Origin of the sequence: Hamadaea flava (genome assembly GCF_024172085.1) — a bacterium.
Taxonomy (GTDB): Bacteria; Actinomycetota; Actinomycetes; order Mycobacteriales; family Micromonosporaceae; genus Hamadaea; species Hamadaea flava.
The window spans coordinates 4,684,907-4,707,597 of the sequence record NZ_JAMZDZ010000001.1 but is presented as its reverse complement, the minus strand read 5'-3'; the positions used below and the strand labels follow the sequence as shown (position 1 = coordinate 4,707,597).

The following is a 22,691-nucleotide window of genomic DNA, read 5'->3' as shown; positions in this document are numbered from 1 at the left end:
TGCGTGCGGCAGGGCTGCATGCGAGATACTCCAGATAACGAAGGACAGCGCGGTCCCCGCAGTTCAGCACAGGCTAGGAGCAGCAGAGATGCCTATTGCCTCACCCGAGATCTACGCCGAGATGCTCGATCGCGCCAAGGCCGGCGCCTTCGCGTACCCGGCGATCAACGTGACGTCTTCCCAGACCCTCAACGCGGCGATTCGGGGCTTCGCCGAGGCGGAGAGCGACGGCATCATCCAGGTCTCGACCGGTGGCGGTGAGTACCTGTCCGGCCCGACCGTCAAGGACATGGTGACCGGCTCGGTCGCGCTCGCCGCCTTCGCCCACGAGGTGGCGAAGAACTATGGCGTGAACATCGCGCTGCACACCGACCACTGCCCGAAGGACAAGCTCGACAAGTTCGTCCGGCCGCTGCTGGCGATCTCCACCGAGCGGGTCCAGAAGGGCGAGAACCCGCTGTTCCAGTCCCACATGTGGGACGGCTCGGCGGTTCCGCTGGCCGAGAACCTGGAGATCGCGGAGGAGTTGCTCGCCCTGACCGCGGCCGCCAAGGTGGTCCTCGAGGTCGAGATCGGCGTCGTCGGCGGCGAGGAGGACGGCGTCGTCGGTGCGATCGACGAGAAGCTGTACACCACGATCGGGGACGGCCTGGCCACCGCGGCAGCGCTGGGCCTGGGCGAGAAGGGCCGCTACATGGCTGCGCTCACCTTCGGCAACGTGCACGGCGTCTACAAGCCGGGCAACGTGAAGCTGCGGCCGGAGATCCTCAAGGAGATCCAGGACGCGGTCGGTGCCAAGTACGGCAAGGACAAGCCGTTCGACCTGGTCTTCCACGGCGGCTCGGGATCCCTGCCGCAGGAGATCAGCGACGCGGTGGACTACGGCGTGGTGAAGATGAACATCGATACCGACACGCAGTACGCGTACACCCGCCCGGTCGTGGACCACATGTTCAAGAACTACGACGGCGTGCTGAAGGTCGAGGGCGAGGTCGGCAACAAGAAGCTGTACGACCCGCGCGCGTGGGGCAAGTCGGCCGAGGCCGGTCTGGCCGCCCGTGTCGTCGAGGCCTGCCAGCAGCTCCGCTCGGTGGGAACCTCGCTCGGCAAGTGATTGCTTGATCGTTGTATAACGGGGGCCGCGCCACCAGGCGTGCGCCCCCGTTTTTTGTGCCCGATTGGGTAATATCGTCCGGTCCATCGTTTGGTTGGGGAGGGTCGGTCGTGCTGGGTATCGAGGGATACGAGCCGATCTGGCAGCATGACGCCCAAGCGCTGGCAGCCGCCCATCGGGCGCGGTTCCAGCAGGTCATCGGCCAGCCGCTGGTCGGCTCCTGGCTGATGTGGGACCTCGACGCGCACGCCTGGTTCACCGGCGGCCCGGTCGTCCTCGGTTTCCCGGACGCCAACATCGAAATCACCCATCGCAAGTTCGACGAGTGTGCGATCAGCTGGGACACCATCGACATGCAGGCACCGGTCGAGTGGCCCGGACTGCGCCTGGACTGGTGGAGCGACACCCACCCCACCGTCGTCTCGGCGCGTGGGCGGGAACTGCGTGCGGTCAACCTCATCGAACGGGTGATGCCGGCGCACTGGCGGCCGACCGCGTTGCACGCGGTGGAGCTGATCTTCGACGGGCTGCGCCTAGAGCTGTTCAACGCGATGGACGAGAACGGGATCTCCGGCGAACCCGAAGTGGTCCTCCCGGTCGGCCGGTGGACGCGGATCCCGATCGCCTAGTAGGCCGCCGTCTCCAACTGACCGCGTGCCTTGACGAACTTGTCCTGCACGGCAGCCGCCTTGGCCCCGAAGAACTCGACGAACGCGTAGGACCCCGAGTCCACCCACACGCACTCGGCGATCGTGCCGCCGGAGACCGTCGAGTCGCCGCAGGCGGCCCGGCCGCCGAGCGGTCCGGGGGCGACCTCGACCAGCTTCAGACCCTTGCGCTGAGTCTCCAGCGCCGCCGTGACGGTCTCGAACAGGTGGTCGGCGTCGACCACCTCACCCTGCACCGCCAGCACGAAGACGAGGTTCTTCTTGGCGAAGGACCCGTAGTAGGCGGCGAGGACCTGGCTCGTGGCAGCCTCGGAGGCGCGCTGCGTCTTCGCGGCCTTCTCGGCGGACTCCAGCAACGTCTTGTCGGTCGTCTTCGCCAACCCGAGCAGGGTCTTCGGAAGGCGTACCACCGAAGAGCGCGCGGATCGCGTGCTCGGCGAAGCGGAACCGGACGGCGTGGCCGTCACGTCGAGCGCGGACGGGCCATCGGGCCGTGCGTCCTGACGGGCCAGCAGTACGCCCGCGGCCGCGCCCAGGCAGCTGAGCAGGACCACGACGAGCGGCAGCACCACCCACGGCACCAGCCGGGAACGTGGGGCGGGCTCGGGCGTCGTCACGGGGGCGAGCATACCCATTCGGTGCGACCCTCAGCCGAGCAAGAGCTCGGCGGCCTCGTCGACGTCGTCGGTGATGTGGATGAGATCGCTCAGGTCACCTAGCGGCGAACACCGGAGCAGCGGCGCGAGCAGCGAGCTGACGGGCAGTTCCTCCGTCCAGAAACGACGGCCGAGGAACACGTACGGTCCGGACGGGCTGACGGTGCCGTAGAACGTCATCGTGGTGGCCTGGAAGACCTCCTGCACCGTCCCGGCGCGACCGGGCGCGAACACGATCCCGCCGCGTGACAGCTTGAGGATGACCTCCTCGCGAGCGGCGTTGCTGAACAGCTTGGCGATCCGGGCCGCGAACAGGTTGGCCGGTTCGTGCCCGAAGAACCAGGTGGGGATGGCCAAGCCGCCGGCTTGCTCCCAACTCGCCGACGGCGGCGGCGCATAGGCGTCCCGTACGCGCAACGCCGCGGCCGTATAGGCCTGCGTCTCGTGGAAGTCCGGCTCGACCGCGAGTTCGTCGATCGCCGCCGTCAGCTCGTCCAGCGACCGCCCAGCCAGGTACGCCCCCAGGTTGGCCGCCTCCATGACGCCCGGCCCGCCCCCGGTCAGCACCAGCCGATCGGCCTGTGCCAACCGCCAGGCCAGGGCCGCCGCGTCCCGGTAGCCCGGCGAGCCCCGATGCTCGGCGTGACCGCCCATGATCCCGACGACGCTCGCCGCGCCGTGCCGGTCGAGCCACTCGGCGGACAACCCGGCGAGGGCGTTCTCGATGCCGTGGTCGTGGATGCGCTGGGCCAGGGCCTCCCGGAGGTCCGGGTTGGCCCCGCCGCGATCCAGATAATGCCGGTAGACGACGGTGTTGTACATCGCGTCGAACCCGCCCGCGGCGAACCCGGCGGCCAATTCGTCCGGTGTGTACAAATGCGACGGCTGGGTCGGGAACGGCGTGTCCGGGAACACGGGCACGACATGCGCGCCGCGCTGGATCAGCTCTAGGACCTGGCGATCCCCCAAGGCGCATCCGACGAACAAGGCGTCGGCGACCTCCACATCGGCCAGGTCGACCTGGCTCAGGTCCAGTCCCTGCACCGTCAGCCGCGTCAGCGTCCCCCGGTCGAGGTGGAGCCGCAGCTCCTCATAGGACTCGATCTCGTCGGGGCTGTGGTCGATCGGCGTGATGACCTCGGGCCGTGGCGTCGGTGACACGCGCCGAATCCTAGCCGCTTCGCGCGATCGGCTTCGTTCGGTCGCTTCGCGCGTTCCGCTTCGTTCGGTCGCTTCGGGCGGTTTCGCGGTAGATCATGGATATGCCGGTGATCATGAGCGGGTTCAGCCCGCATATCCCTGATCTGCAGGGTCCCCGGGCGGGGCGAGATGCGGACGAGGCCCGGCGGTCAACCGCCGGGCCTCGCTTACCGGGTCCTGGGGAGGCTCCGGACCTCCAGTTATACGCGGCTTGAGCGATCAGGAATACCGGCCGCTCGCGGGACGGGCCGCTCATCCGAACGCGTGGCGAGATCGCGCCGAACGGGGGCCACCGAGGTCATGCCCATGGTCGCAGTTGCGGCGGGCCGCCGGGGTCGCGAAACGGGTCACGCAGTCCTGATTGGAGAATATAAGGTGAGGTCCTTACCGATCCCTTCCACTCCTCGGGGGACGAGTGTGACCAGATCCATCCTTTCCCGCGTCGCCGGCCTGGTGCTCGTCGCGGGTCTTGTCACCGTTCCGGCGGAGGGCGCCTCGGCCGCCTCGGCGGTCCTGTACGTCAACAACGCCGCGACGTCGTGCTCGGACGCCGGAGGCGGCACGCTGAGCGAGCCGTATTGCACGGTCGGCGCGGCCGTCGCCGCCGTCGCGGCTGGTCAGACGATCCAGATTCACGGGAGCTACGACGAGAACGTCCGCCTCCAGAAGTCCGGCGAGCCAGGCTCGCCGATCACCATCTTCGGAGGAACCCTCGCCGGCGCCGACGCTCGCCTGACCGTCGAGGGGCAGCATGACGTCGTGGTGACCGGAATCAGTGTCACGGGCACCACGACCGGAGCCGCGATCCGCGTGGCGAATTCGCACGACGTCTCCCTTCCGGTGGTGACGACGACCCCGGCCGGGGGTGCCACGGCCATCGAGTTCGCCGATTCCACTGCGATCAGCGTCGGCAAGGCGAACGTCAGCCGGAAGGTCGGCTCGACCGGAACCGCGCGCGGCGTCGTCCTCACGAACGTCGCGAACAGCGAGTTGCGGTACATCGCCGGCGGCAGCAACGTGAACCCGGGCGTGCTGCTCGATGAGACGACGCACGACGTGCGGATCGTGCGGCCCGCCTTTCTGAACGGCATCGGCCCCGGGGTCGTGGTACGCGGGCCCGACAACGCCGTGATCGGTGGTGTGCTCTCCGCCTTTACCGGCAGCGGGATCGAGATCGCCGCGACCGCCCTTCGGACCACGGTGGCGAACAACAGCCTGAGCCACTTGACGGGCGTCGGCATCGACAATGCCGGAGCAGCCGGGACAGCGATCACCAACAACACGGTGACGTACGCCTGCGTCGGCATCCGAGTCGCCGCGGGCTCACGTGACGTCTCGGTGCAGAACAATCTCGCCCGCGCCAGCGGCAGCGCCGACGAATGCGCGGCTACGCCGGACCGCGGGCAGATCAGCGTCCTGGGCGACGCCGCCGCGAGTACGACCGTCGACTACAACCTGCTCAATACCTTCAGCGTCAATACCGCGTACTTCTGGGGCGATCGAGCCCATGAGACGGTCGCCGCGTTCCAGCAGGCATCCGGGCAAGGGGCGCACGAGATCGCGTACGGCGGGTCCGCGTCCTGGGTGCCGTTGTCGGCCGACAGTGCGAACTCCGCGGCTCCCGGGTGGCAGAACACCGACATCACGTTCCAGCCGCGCATCGACGACATGCGGTACGCGAACACGGGCGCGGGGCCGGTGACCTACGCGGACCGTGGGGCCGGCGAGGCCTACGAGAAACCGACGACGCGGGCGGTCGCGACGCGGTCCGGTTTGGCGGTGTGCGTCGACGCGAGCAACTCGACAACCGGCACGCTGCCGATCTCGGCCTACTACTTCGACTTCGGCGACGGTGTGGCCACGACCCAGAGCAGCCCTTATATCCGGCACCAGTACACGACCGCGGGGTCCTGGACGATCACTGTCAAGGCCCTGGACTCGCTGAACAATTCTGGGATCATCGCCGAGCTTCCGGTCACCACGACTGGCGGCGTTCTTCCCTCCCGCACGACCTGCGGTGCGGTGCTGCCGCGAAGGTAACCACTCGCTGAGCCGGCGTCGGCGGCTCGGGTAGGTTGGAGATCATGCAAAACCTCCTGCCCGAGCCGCCCGCCACGCTGCTCCCCACTGACCCGGCCACCGCCGATCTCGCGGCCGACCTCGACCCGGTCACGGTGGCGGCGAACCATCCCGCCTCCTCCGCCGCATGGGCCGCCCTGGCCGCACGGGCGCTGACGAACGGCGAGGCCGTCGCCGGCTACGCCTTCGCGCGTACGGGGTATCACCGTGGGCTCGACCAGCTTCGCAAGGCCGGCTGGCGCGGCTCGGGACCGGTTCCGTGGTCGCACGAGCCCAACCGCGGCTTCCTGCGCTGCCTGCACCTGCTGGCCGTGGCGGCCGACGCCATCGGCGAGGCCGACGAGGCCGCCCGCTGCGCCCAATTCGTGCGCGACTGCGACCCGGCCGCCGCCGACGCCCTCGCGGGCTAAACCCCGGCTGCCGTCAGGGCGATGTCCGTGCGGAACTGCTGACCGTCCATCTTGATCTGATCAACCAAGTGGTACGCGTTGAGCCGTGCCTCGGCCAGGTCACGTCCGGTCGCAGTGCACGCCAGAACTCGGCCGCCCGTCGAGACCAGTGCTCCGTCGCGTACCCCTGTGCCTGCGTGAAAGACCCCCGGGGCCTCGGCGCCGGTGATCACGTCACCCAGGCGTGGCCGGCCGGGGTAGCCCGCGGAAGCGACCACGACGGTGACCGCGCTGCCCGCGGACCAGGACAACGGGGGATGCGCGGCGAGCGAGCCGGACGCGGCGGCCAGCAGCAGGCCGGCGAGCGGCGTCTCAAGCAGGCTGAGCACGGCCTGCGTCTCGGGGTCGCCGAAGCGGGCATTGAACTCGATGACCTTGGGGCCGGCCGAGGTGATCGCGAGGCCGACGTAGAGCAGGCCGGCGAACGGCGTGCCCCGGCGGCGCATCTCGGCGAGCGTCGGCTCGACCACGGTACGCATGACCGTCGGCACCAGGTCGGCGTCGGCCCACGGCAGCGGGGCGTACGCCCCCATCCCACCGGTGTTCGGGCCGGTGTCGCCGTCGCCGATGCGCTTGAAGTCCTGCGCCGGGATCAGCGGTACGGCGGCCTCGCCATCGGTCACCACGAACAGTGAGACCTCGGGGCCGTCGAGGTACTCCTCGATCACCACCCGGCCGCACTCCCGGGCATGCTGAATCGCGTGGTCGCGATCATCGGTGACGACGACGCCCTTACCGGCGGCCAAACCGTCGTTCTTGACCACGTACGGCTTTCCGAAGGCGTCCAGCGCGGCAGCCACCTGGTCGTCGGTCTCGGCCGTCACCGCACCTGCGGTCGGTACATTCGCGGCCACCATGACGTCCTTGGCGAACGTCTTCGACCCCTCCAACTGCGCGGCCTGCTTCGACGGGCCGAACGTCGGAATCCCGCGCTCGCGTACGGCATCGGCCACCCCGGCGACCAGCGGCGCCTCGGGCCCGATCACCACCAGCTCGGCGCCCTCGCGTACGGCGAGCTCAGCCACCGCCGCCGGATCCATCGGATCCACCTCGGCCAGCCGGGCGACCTGGGCGATCCCCGGATTCCCCGGCGCGGCCACCACCTCCGTGACCGCCGGATCCTTGGCGAGAGCAGCAGCGAGGGCATGCTCCCGGCCCCCGGTCCCGATGACGAGTACGCGCATCCCCCGACCCTACCGGTGCCCGCCTCCCCACCCCCCGCGGGCTGTCCGCGTGATCATGAACTATCGGTCGTGATCGACCGGCGTGTCGTGTCCACGGGGTCCTGATCAACTCCCGCCCAGACTGATCAACTAGCGCTCACAGGAAACGGCGGATGATCGCCGGCAACCGTTCTGGGTCGAGCGTGTCCTGCCAGGTGAAGCGAATGACGGTGTATCCGAGGGCAACCAGTTCGTTCTGCCGTTCGCGGTCTCGGTAGAGCGCGTCCGGTCGATCATGGAACTCCGCCCCGTCCGCTTCACCGATGAGGCGCGATTTCGACCACAGCATGTCGGCGCGTGCGACGACGGTCCCGTCGGCACGCCGGATCTCCGCCTGCAGGCTGTCCGGTGCGACTCGAGCATCGACGCAGACGAGGCGACCGCGGGTCTCCAGCGGCGATTCGGCGCGTCCATCGGCCAGGCCCAGCCACGTACGCGAGACGACAGCATTTCGCCGTCCCCGGATCAGTCCCTCAACCGAGTCCAGCTCAGCCGGAGTGACCAATCCCTGGAAAAGTGCAGAGTCTAAGGCGGAGACGGCGCTCATTCGATCGACGTGAAGAAGAAGATCGGCGAGGGTGCGTACGACGGTGGTGGTGAGCATGCCGTCCACCACAGTGAGGTCGACTGGGCGGATGACGAACTGGTGTGGCACCACCTCGCGATGGCCGAGTCGACGCGGTACTGCGGCGTTGCCGGGTAACGACAAGTGGACGCGACGGGTCTCGCGTACGCCCTTGATGCCGTGAAGCTCGGCCGCGTCGTGAAGGACGACGGCTGCCTGGGAACCCGCAGCCAGTTGGGCGGCTCGCGCGACGATGCGGCTCGGCCACGGCTCCGGTTGGAGATCGGCGTCCAGCAGGTAAACGCCCCGAGCCAGCCGAGCCCAGAATTTGCTGCGTACATGCTTCTTGACGTCATCGGGCGCATAGCCCACAGCCGCGCACTGGCGCATCGTCACCAGACCCTGCTGCGTCGCCGCGACCTTTTGAAGCGCGATGGGATCTCTCACGTCCGGCGATGGTTCTCCGACGAGATCGGCCCGGCCATCCCTGTGGATAAGCCGGGCCGTCTGCACTCGGACGGCGAGGTCAAGCCGCCTGTGGACAACGACGGCTTCGCGTCGCTGTCGATCATTGAGTTGCGGGATTGATCAGGGTGCTACGGACGCGACACGCCGGTCGATCACGACCATTAGTTCATGATCGCGCAGAAAGCCGGAGGTCGGCGAGGCGAGCGGCGAGCGTACCGGTCAGGTAAGCAGGTCGTGGCGGATGATGTTCGCGTCGCGACCCGGTCCGACTCCGATCATCGAGATCCGCGTACCGCACAGCTCTTCGAGTCGAAGGATGTAGCTCTGTGCGTTCGCCGGCAGCTCGTCGAAGCTACGCATCGTGGAGATGTCTTCCCACCACCCCGGCAGGTATTCGTAGACGGGGGTGGCGTGGTGGAAGTCGGTCTGCGTCATCGGGATGTCCTCGACGCGCTTGCCGTCGATCTCGTAGCCGACGCAGACGGGTACCTGGTCGAGGCCGCTGAGGATGTCGAGCTTGGTGACGACCAGGTCGGTGACGCCGTTGAGGCGGACGGCGTACCGGGCGAGGACGGCGTCGAACCAGCCGGTACGCCGGGGGCGGCCGGTGGTCGTGCCGTATTCCTGGCCGAGTTTGCGGATGCGTTCGCCGACCTCGTCGTGCAGTTCGGTGGGGAACGGGCCGGAGCCCACCCGGGTCAGGTACGCCTTGGCCACAGCGATGACGCGGTTGAGCCGGGTCGGCGGGATGCCGGTGCCGACGCAGGCCCCGGCGGCGATCGGGTTCGACGAGGTGACGAACGGATACGTGCCGTGGTCGAGGTCGAGCATGGTGGCCTGGGCGCCTTCCATGAAGACCGTGTCGCCCCGGTCGAGCGCCTCCCAGAGGACCGACCGGGTGTCGGTGATCCACGGGCCCATGCGCTCGGCGTACCCGAGGTATTCCTGGTAGACCGCCTCGACGTCGATGGCCTTGCGGTTGTAGACCTTGACCAGGACCTGGTTCTTCTCCCGGAGGACGAGTTCGAGCTTCTTCCGGAGGATGCCGGGGTCGAGGAGGTCCTGCGCGCGGATGCCCATGCGCGACACCTTGTCCCCGTACGCCGGGCCGATGCCGCGTCCGGTGGTGCCGATGCGGCCGGAGCCCAGGTAGCGCTCGACGACCCGGTCGAGGGCCCGGTGGTGCGGCATGATCAGGTGCGCGTCGGCCGAGATGAGCAGGCGCTCGCAGTCGATGCCCCGTTCGGTGAGTCCGTCGACCTCGGCGAGCAGCACCTTCGGGTCGATCACCACACCGTTGCCGATGACGATCTGGGCGGTCGGGGAGAGTACGCCCGAAGGCATCAGGTGCAGGGCGTACTTCTGGCCGTCCGGCGTGACGATGGTGTGCCCGGCGTTGTTGCCGCCGGAGTAGCGGACGACGTACTGAACACGGTCCCCGAGCAGGTCGGTAACCTTGCCTTTGCCCTCGTCGCCCCATTGCGCGCCGATCAGCACTATCGCTGGCATCGCTGTCGCCTCCTCGGCGATATGGTCTTCCCCGTACGGCGGCGACGCCGCCGGAGTCGGCCGGTACCCAGGTGAGACGCGATCACGTCTACCCGGGGTGTCAGGCTAACAAGTCGATCAGGATCGGCGCGCGAAGGTGCGTCATCGCCCACGAAGGAGAGCGCCGTCGTGTATGACGTGGTCATCCTCACGCTGGAGGAGCCCCCATCCGGGTGCGGCGGCGACTGCGGCGCCTGCGGCCACGACGCCCCGAAGCCGGCCGTCCGGACGCCCGTTCTGCACTGCGCCGACGCCCTCAAGCAGGCCGGCGCCCGGGTGGAGACCGTGACGGCGTACCACGACGAGGCGATCGACGAGGTGCTGGCGCGGTTCGACGCGCCCGAGCAGCCGGACGGGCTGCGCCGGCCGGACCCCGAGACCAAGTCTCGGCTGGTCGTGGCGGTGGCGTCCGACTCTCAGCTCCGGCATGTGGTCCGGCGGCTGGTTCGCCGTTACGCCCCGCCGCCGTCGAAGCGACCCGGGGACCTGCCCGCTGACCGGACGCTCCCCGATCTGCCGGCGGTGGGCGTACTGCCGCTTGATGCTGGTGAGAGCGGTGATCTCGCCGCGCGTCTCGGGCTGCCGCGCCAGCCCGCGGAAGTCGCGCGAGCAGTGCTCGCGGACCGGGTGCGGCGGTTGGATCTGCTGCGGCAGGACGGTGGGTCGGTGGTGATCGACGGCGTGCTGCTGGGCGCGGCCGACCAGCGGGGCCTGTCGGTGCCGTTCCGCGGCCGGATCGAGGTGGACGACCTGGTCCTGAGCGACGGCGCGGAGGACGTGCTGGCCTGCGCGGTGACCGTGGCGGACGGCTACGCGCGGCTCGACGGCATCGACCTGGTGACCGCGCCCGATCCGGCGGACGGCTTGGTCGAGGTCGGCATCGCGGTTCCCGCCCTGGTCAAGCGCCGGTTCGGTCGCGACACCCATCGGGTCGAGGTCCGCCGGGCACGGGGCCGTGCGGTCTCGATCGCGCCGCGGCTCGCGGCCGAGGAGACGCTGCCGTTCGTGGAGGACGGGGTCACCGGCGAGCTGACGCGCAAGCGCTCGTGGTGGATCGAGCGCCAGGCCTGGGCCGTGTACAGCTAGTCGCGAAATGATCACGAGGGGTGGCGCGCGAGCCAAGGATCGCTACCCTTGCCTGCGTGGATGATGAATTCTGGCCCGAGGACGAGGTCGACGGGGCTCCGGACCCGCGGCCCGGCGTCGGGTCCGTCTCGTCCGCAAAACCAAGGGGTACGCCGAAAGCAGCGCACCGGACCCCCCGACCGGATGGGGCGTGGCCGGGTCCGGAACAGGCGGCCGAGGCGGGCAGCGGACCGATGGCGGCGGCCCTAGGCAGTCGGCGTGCCCTGCCGCCCGCGCAGCCTGCGTTGCCGTCGTCGTCGTCTTCGTCGTCGGACGCTGAGGCGTCCGGCCCTGGGTCGTCTGGCGCTGGGTCGTCTGGGCCTCGGTCGACTGGCGATTCGTCGTCCGGCCGTTCGTCGTCCGGCCGGACGACGTCTGGCGCTTCGTTGTCTGACGCTTCCTCGACCGGCGCTTCGTCTGCTTCCTCCGCCGATGCGGAGCCCGCGCTGGACGAACCGGTGATCTACGCCCCGCCGGACGCCACGGTCGCGCGGGCGGGACTGCCGGTCGCCCTGCCGCAGCGTTCGAAGCCGAATCTGCCCACGCAGTACGTGCCGCCCATGCCGCAGGATCTCCCGCAGGCCCCGGAGTCCGCGTGGGCGCAGCCGCCGAGTTCGCAGTACCCGATGGTCGGCCGGGGCGGCGAAGCCGACGTCGACGCGCTGCCACGTCGGCAGATCCAGCCGCTGCACGGCGTACCGCATCAGGTGCCGCCGGCGCCTATGCCGCGTCCGGCCGATCCGGTGCAGCCACCGCCGATCTTCCTGCCGCCGACTCCGTCTGCTTCCACTCCGCAGGCCCATGCTTCGCCCTCGTCTGTTCCGCCAGCATCCGCGTCTCCAGCGCCCGCTTCTTCTGCGTCGGCTTCCTCAGCATCCGCTTCCTCGCCGTTGGTCGAGCCGGGCTGGGCGGAGCCGACTTTTGCGGCCGAGCCGGAGCCGGGGTCCGCCGAGCCGCCGGCGTACTGGCCGCAGCCGCCCGCGGAGGAGCCGGTCTACCACTACGACGCGGACCTCGCGCCGTCCTACGAGCCGTCATACGAGCCGTCCTATGAGTCGCCATACGAACCGTCCTATGAGCCGTATGACACGTCGTCCGCGTCGGATGACGCGTCGGCGGATGGACTACCGGACCGCTCATCGTCCCGTGCGCTGGATCGGTTGCAGGACCGATTGCCGGACCGTTCATCGGAGCAGGACAGCGGGTGGACCGCCGACAATCCGCCGCAGGAGCCCTACCAACTCGGCCCGCACCAGCAACCCGGCCCCGCCGTACGCCCGATCACGGCCGAGGAGTTCTCGCGGCGGCGCGCTGAACGGCGTCCCGAGCCGCAGGCCGAACGCGGTCTACGCGGCGCGCTTCGGAAGTCGACGTTCGGTCTGATCAATCCGCCGCCCGGCCGCCGGGAGCAGGAGTACCTCGCCGACGTGGACTTCGTCCGGCGCAACTTCGGCGGGCTGCGGCAGATCACGGTGGTGAACCCGAAGGGCGGCGCGGGCAAGACCGTGGCCGTCCTGATGCTGGCGATGACGTTCGGCCAGCGCCGCGGCGGCTACGTGCTGGCCTGGGACAACAATGAGACTCAGGGCACCCTCGGGATGCGGGCGCAGCAGGACTTCCACTCGCGTACGGTGCGGGACCTGCTGCGGGACCTGCACCTGTTCCAGGGCGCCCAAGGCCGGGTCGGCGACCTGTCCCACTACGTACGCGGCCAGGGCGAAGGCATGTTCGAAGTGCTCGCCTCGGACGAGTCGGCGACGGCCGGCGAGATGCTGACCGAGCTGGCCTTCGGCGACATCCGAGACGTGGTCAGCCGGTTCTACAAGATCATCGTGGTGGACACCGGCAACAACGTACGCGCCCCCAATTGGCAGGCCGCCGTGGACGCGACCGACCAACTCGTGGTGACCATGTCGGCCCGCAACGACTCCGCCGAGACGGCGGCGCGCATGCTCGACCACCTGGAGCAGACCGGCCGCGTACGCGCGGTGCGCCAAGCCGTCACGGTCATCTCGATGCCGCAGAGCCTGCGCGAACTCGACGTGCCCAGCATCGAACGGCACTTCGCCTCGCGTACGCGTGCCGTGCTGCGTGTTCCGTACGAGCGGATCGTCGATACCGGGGAGCCGATCGCGTACACCCGACTGTCGACGACCACCACCGACGCCTGGCTGAAAGTAGCCGCCGCCGTAGCCGCCGGCCTGTAACCCGCTCAGCGGAGGAGGCGGGGGATGACTTTGCCGGTCGCCGTTCGGGGCAACTCCCGCAGGAACAGCACATCCCGCGGTACGCAGAAGCGCGCGAGATAGTGCCGGACGTATTCGCGTACGGCGTCGGCGTCGAGGTGTTCGCCTGGGTGGAGCACCACGTACGCCGCGAGCCGCTGGCCGAATTCGGGGTCGGGTACGCCGACGACGGCGACTTCGCGTACCTGGGGGAGTTGGCTGATCAGTTCTTCGACCGGGCGGGGGAAGACGTTCTCCCCACCTGAGATGATCATGTCGTCGGCGCGGCCGTCCACGTAGAGCAGTCCCTGGTCGTCGAAGTGGCCGAGGTCGCCGGTGCCGAGCAGCCCGTTCGGAGTGGTCTCACGGTTCGAGGTGTACCCCTCGAAGAGCATGTCATTGCGTACGTGGATCTCGCCGACCTGCCCGGTGGACAGGGGCTGCCCGCTGCGGGAGCGGATCTCCACCGTCGTGCCCAGCGGCGGGCGGCCGGAGGTACGCGGATCGTGGCGCATGTCCTCGGGGGTCGCGATGGACACCCAGGACGCTTCCGTGCTGCCGTAGAGGTTGTAGAGGCAGTCACCGTACGCGTCCATGAACTTCGTCGCGAGCCCGCCGGGCAGGGCCGAGCCGCTGACGGCGACGACTCTCGGCGTCACGCCGGGGGTGGGCGTCGCTTCGAGCAGCCGCTGGAGCATCACCGGCACCGCGATCAGGCCTTGGCAGCCGAGGTCGCGTACGGCGGCGATCGTGTTGAGCGGCTCGAACCGGCGCTGGAGCACGAGGGTCGCCCGGAGGCCGAGGGCGATCTGGAGGGCGGCCAGTCCCCAGGTGTGGAAGAGCGGCGCGGCGACGAAGATCCGGTCGCCGACCTTCAACGGGATGCGGTCGAGCACGCTCGCCAGTGGTCCCAGTCCGCCCGGGGTCTTGCGCCGGGCGCCTTTCGGGGCCGCGGTGGTGCCGGAGGTCAGCACGATCAGCCGACCGGCCCGTTCCGGTGGGCTCAGCTTTCCGGGGGGAGTGTCGGCGACGAGCTTCTCCACGGCCACTTCGTTCAGCGCCGGTACGCCCGGGATCAGCTCCATCAGGTCGTTGTCTGCGATCACCAGTTCGATGCGCTGGTCGTGGGCGACGGCGTCGATCGCGGCCGCCGACAGCGACGGGTTCAGCAGCACGACTTCGGCGCCGAGCGCGCAGCCGGCGACCATCGCGGCGATCATGCCGGAGTGGTTACGGGCGAGCACGCCGATGCGGCCGCCGACGCCGATTCCGTGGCGTACGCGTAAGGCCAACGCCAGGCGCTCGGACCGGTCCCAGAGTTCGGCGTACGTATAGCTGCTCTCGGGATCGATGACCGCGACCTGGTCGGGAGACCGCTCCGCCGCGGCTCGCAGTTCGCCGGCGACCGAGAAGCCCCAGCGCTTGAGGGTCGCGAGCTGGGAAACGATCTTGCCGGGGGGACCCGGGTTGAGCAGTCCTCGCTTTGCCAGCACCCAGAGCATCCGACGCCTCCGTCCATGAACCGCTCGTTACTCCTGGGTAACAAAATGACGGATGGTGCGGGAGATCACAAGGGGTCTCCCACGAAAATCGGGGCCATTTCCGGAGAAATGGCCCCGATTCTGTCGTGCCGCGGCTCAGCGCAAGGGCAGGCCCGAGATCGCCCGCGCGATGACCAGACGCTGGATCTCGCTGGTGCCCTCGAAGATCGTGTAGATCTTGGCGTCGCGGTACCAGCGCTCGACCGGGTGCTCCCGGGTGAATCCGGCCCCGCCGAGGATCTGCACCGCCTTGGAGGTTACGTCGACGGCGACCTCGCCGGCCTTGAGCTTGGACATCGAGCCCTCGCCCGCGGTGAACGGGCGGTTGTTGCGGCCCATCCAGGCCGCCCGCCAGACCAGCAGGCGCGCGGCGTCGATCTCCATCTTCATGTCGGCCAGGGCGAACGCGATTCCCTGGTTCTCGATGATCGGCCGGCCGAACTGGACCCGCTGCTTGGCGTAGTCGAGGGCGTACTCGTAGGCCGCACGCGCGATGCCGAGCGCCTGTGCGCCGACGGTCGGCCGTGACAACTCGAAGGTACGCATGGAGGCCTGGCCGCCGGTGCGCTCGCCGGACCGCGCCCGTGCCAGCCGCTCCTCCAGCCGCTCGCGCCCGCCGAGCAGGCAGGACGAGGGGAGGCGGACGTCGTCTAGGAAGACGTCGGCGGTGTGCGAGGCGCGCAGGCCCAGCTTCTTCAGCTTCCGGGTCGAGTGCAGACCGGCCGTGCCGGGCGGGACCACGAACGCGGCCTGGCCCCGGCTGCCCAGCGACGGGTCGACGGACGCGGTGACGACGTGCACCGCGGCGATCCCGCCGTTGGTGGCGAACGCTTTCTGCCCGTTGAGCACCCACTCGTCGGCGGCCTCGTCATACACCGCGCGCGTACGCATGGCGGCGACGTCGGAGCCGGCCTCCGGCTCGGTCGAGCAGAACGCCGCGACGGCCGGGTCGGACTCGGTGCCGAAGCACTGGGGAACCCACTCGGCCAGCTGCTCGGGATCGCCGTTGCCGAAGATCGCCGCGACCGCCAGCGAAGTGCCCATGATGGACATCGCGATGCCGGCGTCGCCCCAGAACAGCTCCTCGTTGGCCAGGCACATGGACAGTCCGCTGGGATCGGCCCAGGCGTTGGCGAGGAACTCGAAGCCGTAGAGCCCGATCTTCGCGGCCTCCTGGAGCACCGGCCAGGGCGTCTCCTCGCGTTCGTCCCACTCCGCGGCAGCGGGGCGCACGACCTCGGCGGCGAAGCCGTGCACCCAGTCGCGCAGCTCGCGCTGTTCCTCGTTGAGGTCGAGCGAGAACTCCACGATCAGGCCTTCGGGATGCTGAACAGGTTGGCGATGTTGGAGGCCAGCGCGAGGTCGCCCTTGGCCTTCAGCTTGCCCGTCATGAACATCATGACCGGGTTGCCGTTGCCGGAGACGACCTTGAGGAAGTCGACCGGGCCGACCGTCAGGGCGAGCTTCGGGTCGTGCTGCGGCGTCTCCGACAGGGTGCACGCGCCCTTGGAGATGACCAGCTCGTACGTGTCAGCGCCGCCGTCAGGGGCCCCGGTGATGCTCCAGTGGATCACGGCCTCGGTGTTGCCGGCCCGGTCCGGGCGGAACAGCGCCGGCATGCGGCGGAAGATCTCGTCGAGCACCTTCGGCCGCAGGTCGCCACTCATGACCTCGGCGATCTGCGCGTCCGGCGCGGACTTGACGAGCTGGGCGAACGCGCTCGGGTCGAGCGACGAGAAGTCGGAGAGGTCGAAGTCGGGCATCATGTCCTCCGTCACGCTGAGCTTGATAACTTACTCGTGCGTAACCTTACGCGCGAGTAGGTAGGGTGGCAAGCGTGGGAAAACGACTGCCGCGCAGCGTGCGGGAACAACAGATGCTCGAGGCCGCCGTCCGGGTCTTCGCCGAACGTGGATTCCACGCCGCGACGATGGACGAGGTCGCCGAGCGCGCCGGCGTGTCGAAGCCCATGGTGTACGCGTACCTGGGCACGAAGGACGAGTTGTTCGTGGCATGCCTGCGCCGGGAAGCCGGGCGGCTGCTGGCATCCGTCGCCGGGGTCGTCGATCCGCAGCTCCCCCCGGACGAGCAGCTGTGGCGGGGGCTCCGCGGCTTCTTCAGCTACGTCGGCTCGAACCGCGACGGCTGGGCGGTCCTGTTCCGGCAGGCGCGTACGCGTGAGCCGTTCGCCGGTGAGCTGGCTCGGATGCGGCGCGGGATGGTCGCCGTGATCGCGGAGAAGCTGGCCGACGCGTTGCGGTCCCGCGGCCGGGACGTGCCGGCGGACGAACTGCAGGCGATGGCGCTGGCCTTGGTCGGTGCGGGCGAGGCGCTGGCGGACCGGCTGGTCGACACCCCGCACGAGGAGCCCGAACGCACCGCGACCCGGCTGATGAACGCGATCTGGCTGGGCGCCGAGCGGCAGCTCGACGGCGAGGTGTGGAAGCCCGTCGGAGAGGGCCGCCTGACACAGGGGCGGCTGCCTGACAACGAAACAGCTGCCTGACAAAGGAACGGCTGCCTGACGAAAGCTGACCACGGCAGGACGACACAGGCCGCCTGACGCGGAGTCAGGCGGCCCGGATGCGAGTGGGCTGAGTAGGCCGAGGGCACCGAGCGGGCTACGACGCGCTGACGGTCACGTTCGCGCTCTGTCCGATGAGGATGCCGTCCGGGACCTTGTCGAACGTCAGCACCACGGTGTAGGTCACCAGGTTGCTCGACGTCACGCCGGTCTGTGCGATCTCCGTGATCTTCGCGGTGTACTCGCCGTCGTGGCCCGGCAGCGTGACCGTCGCGGACTGCCCCATCGTCAGGGAGACGATGTCGGCCTCGCTGAACGACGCCTTCACGACCATGGTGGAGACGACGCCGATCGAGATCACGTTGCTCTTCGCGGTGTCGCCGGCCTTGATGGAGACGGTCAGGACCTTGCCCGCCACCGGTGCGGTGATAACCGTGCCGGCCAGCTCCCGCTCCGCCTTGGCCAAGGCGGCGGACTTCGTGTTCACCGACTGCTTCGCCGACAGGATCGACGAGATGAAGTTCTGGGTCTGCCCGGTCTTGGTGCCGCAGTCGGCGGCCGCGCCGCCACCGGTGCCACCGGTTCCGGCGGACGAACTCGAGGTGCTGGAGGAGCCGGTCGTCCCGCTTCCGCCGGAGGTGCTGGGCCGCGCGGTCGAAGTGGTGGCGCACGCCGACGGGCTGGCGCTCGCTGACGCCTGTACCGCCGTCAGCGACGCCTTGGCGTCGGCCAGCTCGTCCTCGGCCGTCGCGACGGCCTCCTTGGCATCGGACTGGTCGATCCGGGCCAGCTCCTGGCCCTTCGTGACGGTGTCGCCGGCCTTGACGGAGACGGAACTGACCGTGCCGCTGACCGAGAAACTCAGGTTCTGCGTGGTGATCGGCTGTACCGTGCCCTTCGCGGTCACCTCGCCGCTACTGGCCCGTTCGACCTTCTGGTCGCTCGCGGTGGGCGTCGGCGTACTGCCGCCGGTGAGCATGATCGTCCCCGTCACGCCGATCGCGGCCACGGCCGCGACGCCCGCCACGATCCAACGCATCCGATGTCCTCGCATGGTGCCGCAGTCTCGCCAGGCGTACTCGGGGGGTGCTTGGGGACACCTCGGAGCAACCTCAAAGCTCTGCGCCGATCAGATCCACACATTCCGAGGTGCGTTTGAGGCTGCGCCGAGCATCCCCGTAGGTCGTCTCTCGATGCTGCCGGGCGGAGGTGGTCATGAAGGTACACATCAAGCGCACCCTGGGCGGCTCGGTGGCGCTCGTGGTGGCGGCGCTCGCCCTCGCGGCGTGCGGCGGTTCCGGCGACGACGGAGGTTCCGGCAGCACCGGCACCGACTCGATGTCGTCGTACCAGAAGTGCCTGTCGGACAACGGCGTCACGCTGCCCAGCGGCGGCACCCGCCCGTCCGGCCGGAATTTCCCCTCCGGCATGCCGTCGGGTATGCCCACGAACCGGCCGACCGTACGCCCGTCGGGCACGGCGTTCCCGGGCGGCGGCCAGGGTTTCCCCGGCGGCGGCAACGGCGGGTTCGTCCCGGAGGGCGTCGATCCCACGAAGTGGGCCCAGGCGCAGGAGAAGTGCTCGTCGCTGCGGCCGACCGGACAGGGCGGCTTCGGCAACGGCCAGGGCGGCCCGGGTGGCGGCCAGGGCCGGAACGCGGCGTACCGCAACTGCATGTCCGAGCACGGAGTGACCATTCAGGACGGTCAGGCGCTGAACACCGCCGACGCCAAGGTGGTCGCGGCCGAGAAGGCCTGCGCCGTTCTCAAGCCCAGCGCCAGTCCGACAAACTGACACTTGCGCGACGGCAGCCCTTCGCTACACACTAGGCTCCTGCCCCGACAGGCCCGGTTCCCCCGTGCTGCGCCTGCCGGGGCAGGCTATTTTCCGGCCAGGCGTCACCCGTCCGAGGACCGCAGCAGACCCATCGCCGTCGTGACGATTCCGTCGATGAGCGTCCTGCCGGTGCCCAAGCTCTGGTTGTGATCACTGAGGACGGCGATCACCCAGTCGTGATCGTCCTCGACGATGCGCCCCACCGAGTTGGTGGCGTAAAGGCCGCCCTCGTCGTCCAGATCGACCCAGCCGACCTTGACGTAGACGGCGCTCGCGGTCGACGTGGCGCCCACGGTCACCCCGAACCGCTGCTCGTCGATGACGTTCGCCATCCAGCCCTGAAGCAGCGCGCGGTTCGCCGCCGACAGCGGGCCGTCGGTGTCGCTGACCGCGTTCAGCAGGCGGACCTGGTCGTCCACGGTGGTCGTGGTCATCCCCCAGGAGCTGCTCGGCGTCGTCTCCATCAGGCCCAGCGTGGTGTTGGCCGCGGCCAGTCCGCTCCGGCCGCCGATCGCCTTGAACAGCGCCGTGGCCGAGTCGTTGTCGCTCGCGGTGATCGCCGCCTCGGCCCAGCCCTTCTCCCGACTGCTGAGGCTCTCGCCGTCGGCCTGCCGTTGCAGCATCCGGGCGGCGATGATGTCGACCTTCACGATGCTCGCGGTCTGGAACTCCGCCGAGCCGCGGACGCTCACCGACGTTCCGGTCGTCCGGTCGTACACGGCGATCGCGGCATCGCCGCCCCGCGCGTCGATGTATGCCGAGAGTGCCGTCTCGACGGCGGCGGTGTCGATCACCCCTTCCTGACCCGCTGCGGCTGACGACGTCCCGGTGGACGGTGACGTGGATGACGTCCCCGGCGCTGAAGAGGGTGACGCAGACGACGTCGAGGTGGAGGTGGTGCTACTCACATCTGCCGTTGAGGACGGCTTGTGGGCGGTGGCGACGCCTACGCCCAGCGCCACCACGGCGGCCAGCGAAGCGACTCCTACTGCGAATAAGAGGGGTTTTCGGCTTTGCACCCGAGAAACGTGCCTTGCCCAGCTTGGCGAAGGCTGAGAATCTCGCAGCACCTTCCGAGGTTTCTCCAAGCTCAGGCGGCTACAACCATGAGATCCAGGCGAGGTGCTGGTGAGGAGAAGGAACGTGACACACACAGAGGCGGCCGCTCGGTCCACCCGAGTTCTCGTCGTCGACGACGAGCCGAACATCTGCGCTCTGCTGCAGGCCACCCTGCGGCTGACGGGCTTCGACGTCCGGGTCGCCGAGAACGGCCGCGACGCGTTGATCATCGCCGAGGAGTTCCAGCCGGAACTCGTCGTGCTCGACGTCATGCTGCCGGACATGGACGGCTTCCAGATCGCGTCCAAGCTGCGCGGCGACGGCCGAGGCACGCCCGTGCTGTTCCTCACCGCGCGCCAGTCCGTCGAGGACCGGATCTCCGGCCTGACGGTCGGTGCGGACGACTATGTGACCAAGCCGTTCAGCCTGGAGGAAGTGGTCCTGCGGATCCGCGCCATCCTGCGGCGCAGCCAGGTCAACTCGCCCTCCGACGACGACGGCGTCCTGCGCTACGCCGACCTCGAGCTGGACGAGGAGGCCCATGAGGTACGCCGGGCCGGCAAGCTCGTCGAGCTGAGCCCGACCGAGTTCAACCTGCTGCGGTACCTGATGGTCAACGCGGGCCGGGTCGTCAGCAAGGCGCAGATCCTGGACCGCGTCTGGAGCTACGACTTCGGCGGCGACGGCCGGATCGTCGAGTCCTACGTCTACTACCTGCGGAAGAAGATCGACAAGATCGATCCGCCGCTGATCCACACCGTCCGAGGCGTCGGGTACGCCCTGCGCCTGCCCCGAGCGGAAGCAGCCTGAACATGCGACTTCAGCGTCTGAGGCCGCGACGGTGGCGTCAATGGACGCTGCGGTCGCGCATGGTCGTCGCGATCGTCCTCATGGCGGGGGTCGCTCTGCTGGTGGTCAACGTCGCGGCCAGTTCCCTGATCAAGAGTTATCTGACCGACAAGCTCGACGAGCAGCTCAGCAAGTTCGGCGGTAACGGCGGCCCGGGCTACGGGAACTCCCAGAACTGGGGATCGAACGGCTCCAATGGCAGCACTGGCGGGACCAACGGCACTCCGATCCCGCCGCCCCTGGAGGAGGGCCGCGTGGTGGCCCGGTATTCCGAGGACGGAACGCGCGACAGCCGCGGCGGCTTCGGCGCGGTCGACACCACCGAGCTTCCGCTGCTGGGAGACTTCGCGCAGATCAAGGCGCGCGCCGATGGGAAGCCGTTCACCGTCGACGGGACTGACGGCAAGTACCGCGTCGTCGTCAAGAACGCGACCATGTTCGACCGATCGACCGGCAAGGACAAGACCATGTATGTCCTGTCCGCCGAGTCGCTGAACAAGATCGACGCCACCGCCAACCAGATGCTCCTGCTCGGCATCGGAGTCAGCGGAGCGATCCTGCTGATCCTCGCGATCGGGTCGGCGTACGTGGTCAAGATCGGGCTTCGGCCGTTGACTCGCATGGAGAACCTCGCGACCTCCATCGCGAGCGCCGATCCGCCGTCGGGCACCGCCGCCGACTCGCTGGTCGCCGGCCGCGTACCGGACGCCGATCCGCACACCGAGGCCGGGCGGCTGGGGCTGGCCCTCAACACGATGCTCGAACGCATCCAGTCGGCGCTGGCCGCACGGGCGGCGTCGGAGCAGAAGCTGCGGCAGTTCCTCGCCGACGCCTCGCACGAACTGCGTACGCCGTTGACCTCGATCCGTGGCTTCGCGGAGTTGTATCGGCGCACGGGGTCACAGGGCGGCCCGGAGATGAGCGAGATGATGTCGCGGATCGAGCACGAGGCCGCCCGGATGGGGCTGCTCGTCGAGGATCTGCTGCTGCTCGCCGCGCTCGACGAGGAACGGCCGTTGCGGGCGCAGCCGGTCGATCTGCTGGCCGTCGCGGCCGACACGATCAGCGACGCCCACGTACGCAATCCCACCCGGTTCGTGGCGTTGACGTCCTTCGATCCGGTGACGGTGATCGGGGACGATCATCGGCTGCGCCAGGTCGCCACCAACCTGATCAGCAACGCCGTCCGGCATACGCCGGAGCACGCCAAGGTCGAGGTCCGGGTGGCTGAGGAGAACCTCGCCGCAGTCACGTCCTTGCCGGTCGCCACGGTCGGCGTGACCCTGCCGGTGGGTACGCGAGTCGCCGTCCTCGAAGTTCAGGACAGCGGACCGGGCGTACCGCCGCAGCACGCCGAGCGGATCTTCGAACGGCTCTACCGGGCCGATCCTGGCCGGTCGCGGGCGCAGGGCGGATCGGGTCTGGGGCTGTCGATCGTGGCGGCCATCGTGGCGGCTCACGGCGGTCGGGTGGAGTTGTACACGAGCCCGGGGAAGGGTGCGACCTTCCGGGTGTTGCTCCCGCTCATGGACCTGCCCGCCTAGGATTCCGAGCTGGCTCCG

20 protein-coding genes are annotated in these 22,691 nt (G+C 69.2%); 10 read left to right on the top strand and 10 right to left on the bottom strand.

The window, feature by feature from the left end; translation table 11 throughout:
• The first annotated feature begins 88 nt into the window (after positions 1-88).
• Together fbaA and HDA40_RS22265 are read left to right on the top strand one after the other, a co-directional pair.
• Positions 89-1,114, top strand: coding sequence for a class II fructose-bisphosphate aldolase (gene fbaA / locus HDA40_RS22270; protein WP_253758980.1), 1,026 nt, complete (start codon positions 89-91; stop codon positions 1,112-1,114).
• Positions 1,115-1,224: 110 nt separating this feature from the next.
• Positions 1,225-1,743, top strand: a complete 519-nt coding sequence (locus HDA40_RS22265) for a hypothetical protein (protein ID WP_253758978.1) — start codon at positions 1,225-1,227, stop codon at positions 1,741-1,743.
• Here HDA40_RS22265 and HDA40_RS22260 read toward each other — a convergent pair.
• Positions 1,740-2,399, bottom strand: coding sequence for a hypothetical protein (locus HDA40_RS22260; protein ID WP_253758976.1), 660 nt, complete (start codon positions 2,397-2,399; stop codon positions 1,740-1,742). The two genes, HDA40_RS22265 and HDA40_RS22260, sit on opposite strands and share 4 nt — an antisense overlap.
• A 30-nt stretch (positions 2,400-2,429) precedes the next feature.
• Positions 2,430-3,599: an LOG family protein gene (locus tag HDA40_RS22255; RefSeq protein WP_253758973.1), complete on the bottom strand. Its 1,170-nt coding sequence runs from the start codon at positions 3,597-3,599 to the stop codon at positions 2,430-2,432.
• 456 nt (positions 3,600-4,055) lie between these two features.
• Here HDA40_RS22255 and HDA40_RS22250 point away from each other — a divergent pair, with 456 nt between their 5' ends.
• Together HDA40_RS22250 and HDA40_RS22245 are read left to right on the top strand one after the other, a co-directional pair.
• Entirely contained in the window at positions 4,056-5,678 is a 1,623-nt protein-coding gene (locus tag HDA40_RS22250) for a PKD domain-containing protein (RefSeq protein ID WP_253758971.1), read from the top strand.
• 44 nt (positions 5,679-5,722) lie between these two features.
• On the top strand, positions 5,723-6,127 hold the full coding sequence (locus HDA40_RS22245) for a DUF3151 domain-containing protein (protein WP_253758969.1): 405 nt from the start codon (positions 5,723-5,725) through the stop codon (positions 6,125-6,127).
• Here the strand turns inward: HDA40_RS22245 and purD are convergent.
• The 3 genes from purD to HDA40_RS22225 all read right to left on the bottom strand — a co-directional run bounded on the left by purD (position 6,124) and on the right by HDA40_RS22225 (position 9,931).
• A complete protein-coding gene (gene purD, locus HDA40_RS22240) occupies positions 6,124-7,350 on the bottom strand; it encodes a phosphoribosylamine--glycine ligase (RefSeq protein ID WP_253758967.1) in 1,227 nt (408 codons plus the stop codon). The genes HDA40_RS22245 and purD overlap by 4 nt on opposite strands.
• 136 nt (positions 7,351-7,486) lie before the next feature.
• A complete protein-coding gene (locus HDA40_RS42715) occupies positions 7,487-8,344 on the bottom strand; it encodes a type IV toxin-antitoxin system AbiEi family antitoxin (protein WP_504928328.1) in 858 nt (285 codons plus the stop codon).
• Positions 8,345-8,641: 297 nt separating this feature from the next.
• Entirely contained in the window at positions 8,642-9,931 is a 1,290-nt protein-coding gene (locus HDA40_RS22225) for an adenylosuccinate synthase (protein WP_253758961.1), read from the bottom strand.
• A 168-nt stretch (positions 9,932-10,099) separates the two neighbouring features.
• Between HDA40_RS22225 and HDA40_RS22220 the strand changes: the two genes are divergently transcribed.
• A complete protein-coding gene (locus HDA40_RS22220) occupies positions 10,100-11,056 on the top strand; it encodes a diacylglycerol kinase family protein (RefSeq protein ID WP_253758959.1) in 957 nt (318 codons plus the stop codon).
• A gap of 425 nt (positions 11,057-11,481) precedes the next feature.
• Entirely contained in the window at positions 11,482-13,302 is a 1,821-nt protein-coding gene (locus tag HDA40_RS22215) for a MinD/ParA family ATP-binding protein (protein ID WP_253758957.1), read from the top strand.
• 5 nt (positions 13,303-13,307) lie between these two features.
• Here the strand turns inward: HDA40_RS22215 and HDA40_RS22210 are convergent, their stop codons facing one another.
• The 3 genes from HDA40_RS22210 to HDA40_RS22200 all read right to left on the bottom strand — a co-directional run bounded on the left by HDA40_RS22210 (position 13,308) and on the right by HDA40_RS22200 (position 16,624).
• Positions 13,308-14,822: an AMP-binding protein gene (locus HDA40_RS22210; protein WP_253758954.1), complete on the bottom strand. Its 1,515-nt coding sequence runs from the start codon at positions 14,820-14,822 to the stop codon at positions 13,308-13,310.
• A gap of 135 nt (positions 14,823-14,957) precedes the next feature.
• Positions 14,958-16,172, bottom strand: coding sequence for an acyl-CoA dehydrogenase family protein (locus tag HDA40_RS22205; protein WP_253763730.1), 1,215 nt, complete (start codon positions 16,170-16,172; stop codon positions 14,958-14,960).
• Entirely contained in the window at positions 16,172-16,624 is a 453-nt protein-coding gene (locus HDA40_RS22200) for an SCP2 sterol-binding domain-containing protein (RefSeq protein WP_253763729.1), read from the bottom strand. The genes HDA40_RS22205 and HDA40_RS22200 overlap by 1 nt, the downstream gene beginning before the upstream one ends.
• A 113-nt stretch (positions 16,625-16,737) precedes the next feature.
• On the opposite strand from HDA40_RS22200, the gene HDA40_RS22195 reads away from it, so the two are divergent.
• Positions 16,738-17,367: a TetR/AcrR family transcriptional regulator gene (locus tag HDA40_RS22195; RefSeq protein ID WP_253763728.1), complete on the top strand. Its 630-nt coding sequence runs from the start codon at positions 16,738-16,740 to the stop codon at positions 17,365-17,367.
• Positions 17,368-17,482: 115 nt separating this feature from the next.
• On the opposite strand, the gene HDA40_RS22190 is transcribed toward HDA40_RS22195, so the two are convergent.
• Positions 17,483-18,424 carry an efflux RND transporter periplasmic adaptor subunit gene (locus HDA40_RS22190; RefSeq protein WP_253758953.1) on the bottom strand — a complete coding sequence of 314 codons (942 nt, stop codon included), beginning with the start codon at positions 18,422-18,424 and terminating at the stop codon, positions 17,483-17,485.
• 176 nt (positions 18,425-18,600) lie between these two features.
• On the opposite strand from HDA40_RS22190, the gene HDA40_RS22185 reads away from it, so the two are divergent.
• Positions 18,601-19,179 carry a hypothetical protein gene (locus HDA40_RS22185; protein ID WP_253758951.1) on the top strand — a complete coding sequence of 193 codons (579 nt, stop codon included), beginning with the start codon at positions 18,601-18,603 and terminating at the stop codon, positions 19,177-19,179.
• A 104-nt stretch (positions 19,180-19,283) separates the two neighbouring features.
• On the opposite strand, the gene HDA40_RS22180 is transcribed toward HDA40_RS22185, so the two are convergent.
• The gene (locus tag HDA40_RS22180; protein ID WP_253758949.1) at positions 19,284-20,015 is read right to left on the bottom strand and encodes a serine hydrolase; all 732 of its coding nucleotides are present in this window, start codon (positions 20,013-20,015) and stop codon (positions 19,284-19,286) included.
• Positions 20,016-20,364: 349 nt separating this feature from the next.
• Here HDA40_RS22180 and HDA40_RS22175 point away from each other — a divergent pair, with 349 nt between their 5' ends.
• Both HDA40_RS22175 and HDA40_RS22170 read left to right on the top strand, forming a co-directional pair.
• Positions 20,365-21,090 (top strand): response regulator transcription factor, encoded by a 726-nt coding sequence (locus tag HDA40_RS22175; protein WP_253758947.1) that lies wholly within the window; start codon positions 20,365-20,367, stop codon positions 21,088-21,090.
• Between the two features lie 2 nt (positions 21,091-21,092).
• Positions 21,093-22,673 carry a sensor histidine kinase gene (locus HDA40_RS22170; RefSeq protein ID WP_253758945.1) on the top strand — a complete coding sequence of 527 codons (1,581 nt, stop codon included), beginning with the start codon at positions 21,093-21,095 and terminating at the stop codon, positions 22,671-22,673.
• Positions 22,674-22,691 lie beyond the last annotated feature (18 nt).

Excerpts from the sequence above, each read along its gene's own strand:
- HDA40_RS22170 (WP_253758945.1), top strand. The coding sequence starts at position 21,093 with ATGCGACTTCAGCGTCTGAGGCCGCGACGGTGGCGTCAATGGACGCTG.
- HDA40_RS22185 (WP_253758951.1), top strand. The coding sequence starts at position 18,601 with ATGAAGGTACACATCAAGCGCACCCTGGGCGGCTCGGTGGCGCTCGTG.
- HDA40_RS22245 (WP_253758969.1), top strand. The coding sequence starts at position 5,723 with ATGCAAAACCTCCTGCCCGAGCCGCCCGCCACGCTGCTCCCCACTGAC.
- HDA40_RS22200 (WP_253763729.1), bottom strand. The coding sequence starts at position 16,624 with ATGCCCGACTTCGACCTCTCCGACTTCTCGTCGCTCGACCCGAGCGCG.
- HDA40_RS22195 (WP_253763728.1), top strand. The coding sequence starts at position 16,738 with ATGCTCGAGGCCGCCGTCCGGGTCTTCGCCGAACGTGGATTCCACGCC.
- HDA40_RS22225 (WP_253758961.1), bottom strand. The coding sequence starts at position 9,931 with ATGCCAGCGATAGTGCTGATCGGCGCGCAATGGGGCGACGAGGGCAAA.
- HDA40_RS42715 (WP_504928328.1), bottom strand. The coding sequence starts at position 8,344 with ATGCGCCAGTGCGCGGCTGTGGGCTATGCGCCCGATGACGTCAAGAAG.
- fbaA (WP_253758980.1), top strand. The coding sequence starts at position 89 with ATGCCTATTGCCTCACCCGAGATCTACGCCGAGATGCTCGATCGCGCC.
- purD (WP_253758967.1), bottom strand. The coding sequence starts at position 7,350 with ATGCGCGTACTCGTCATCGGGACCGGGGGCCGGGAGCATGCCCTCGCT.
- HDA40_RS22210 (WP_253758954.1), bottom strand. The coding sequence starts at position 14,822 with ATGCTCTGGGTGCTGGCAAAGCGAGGACTGCTCAACCCGGGTCCCCCC.
- HDA40_RS22190 (WP_253758953.1), bottom strand. The coding sequence starts at position 18,424 with ATGCGTTGGATCGTGGCGGGCGTCGCGGCCGTGGCCGCGATCGGCGTG.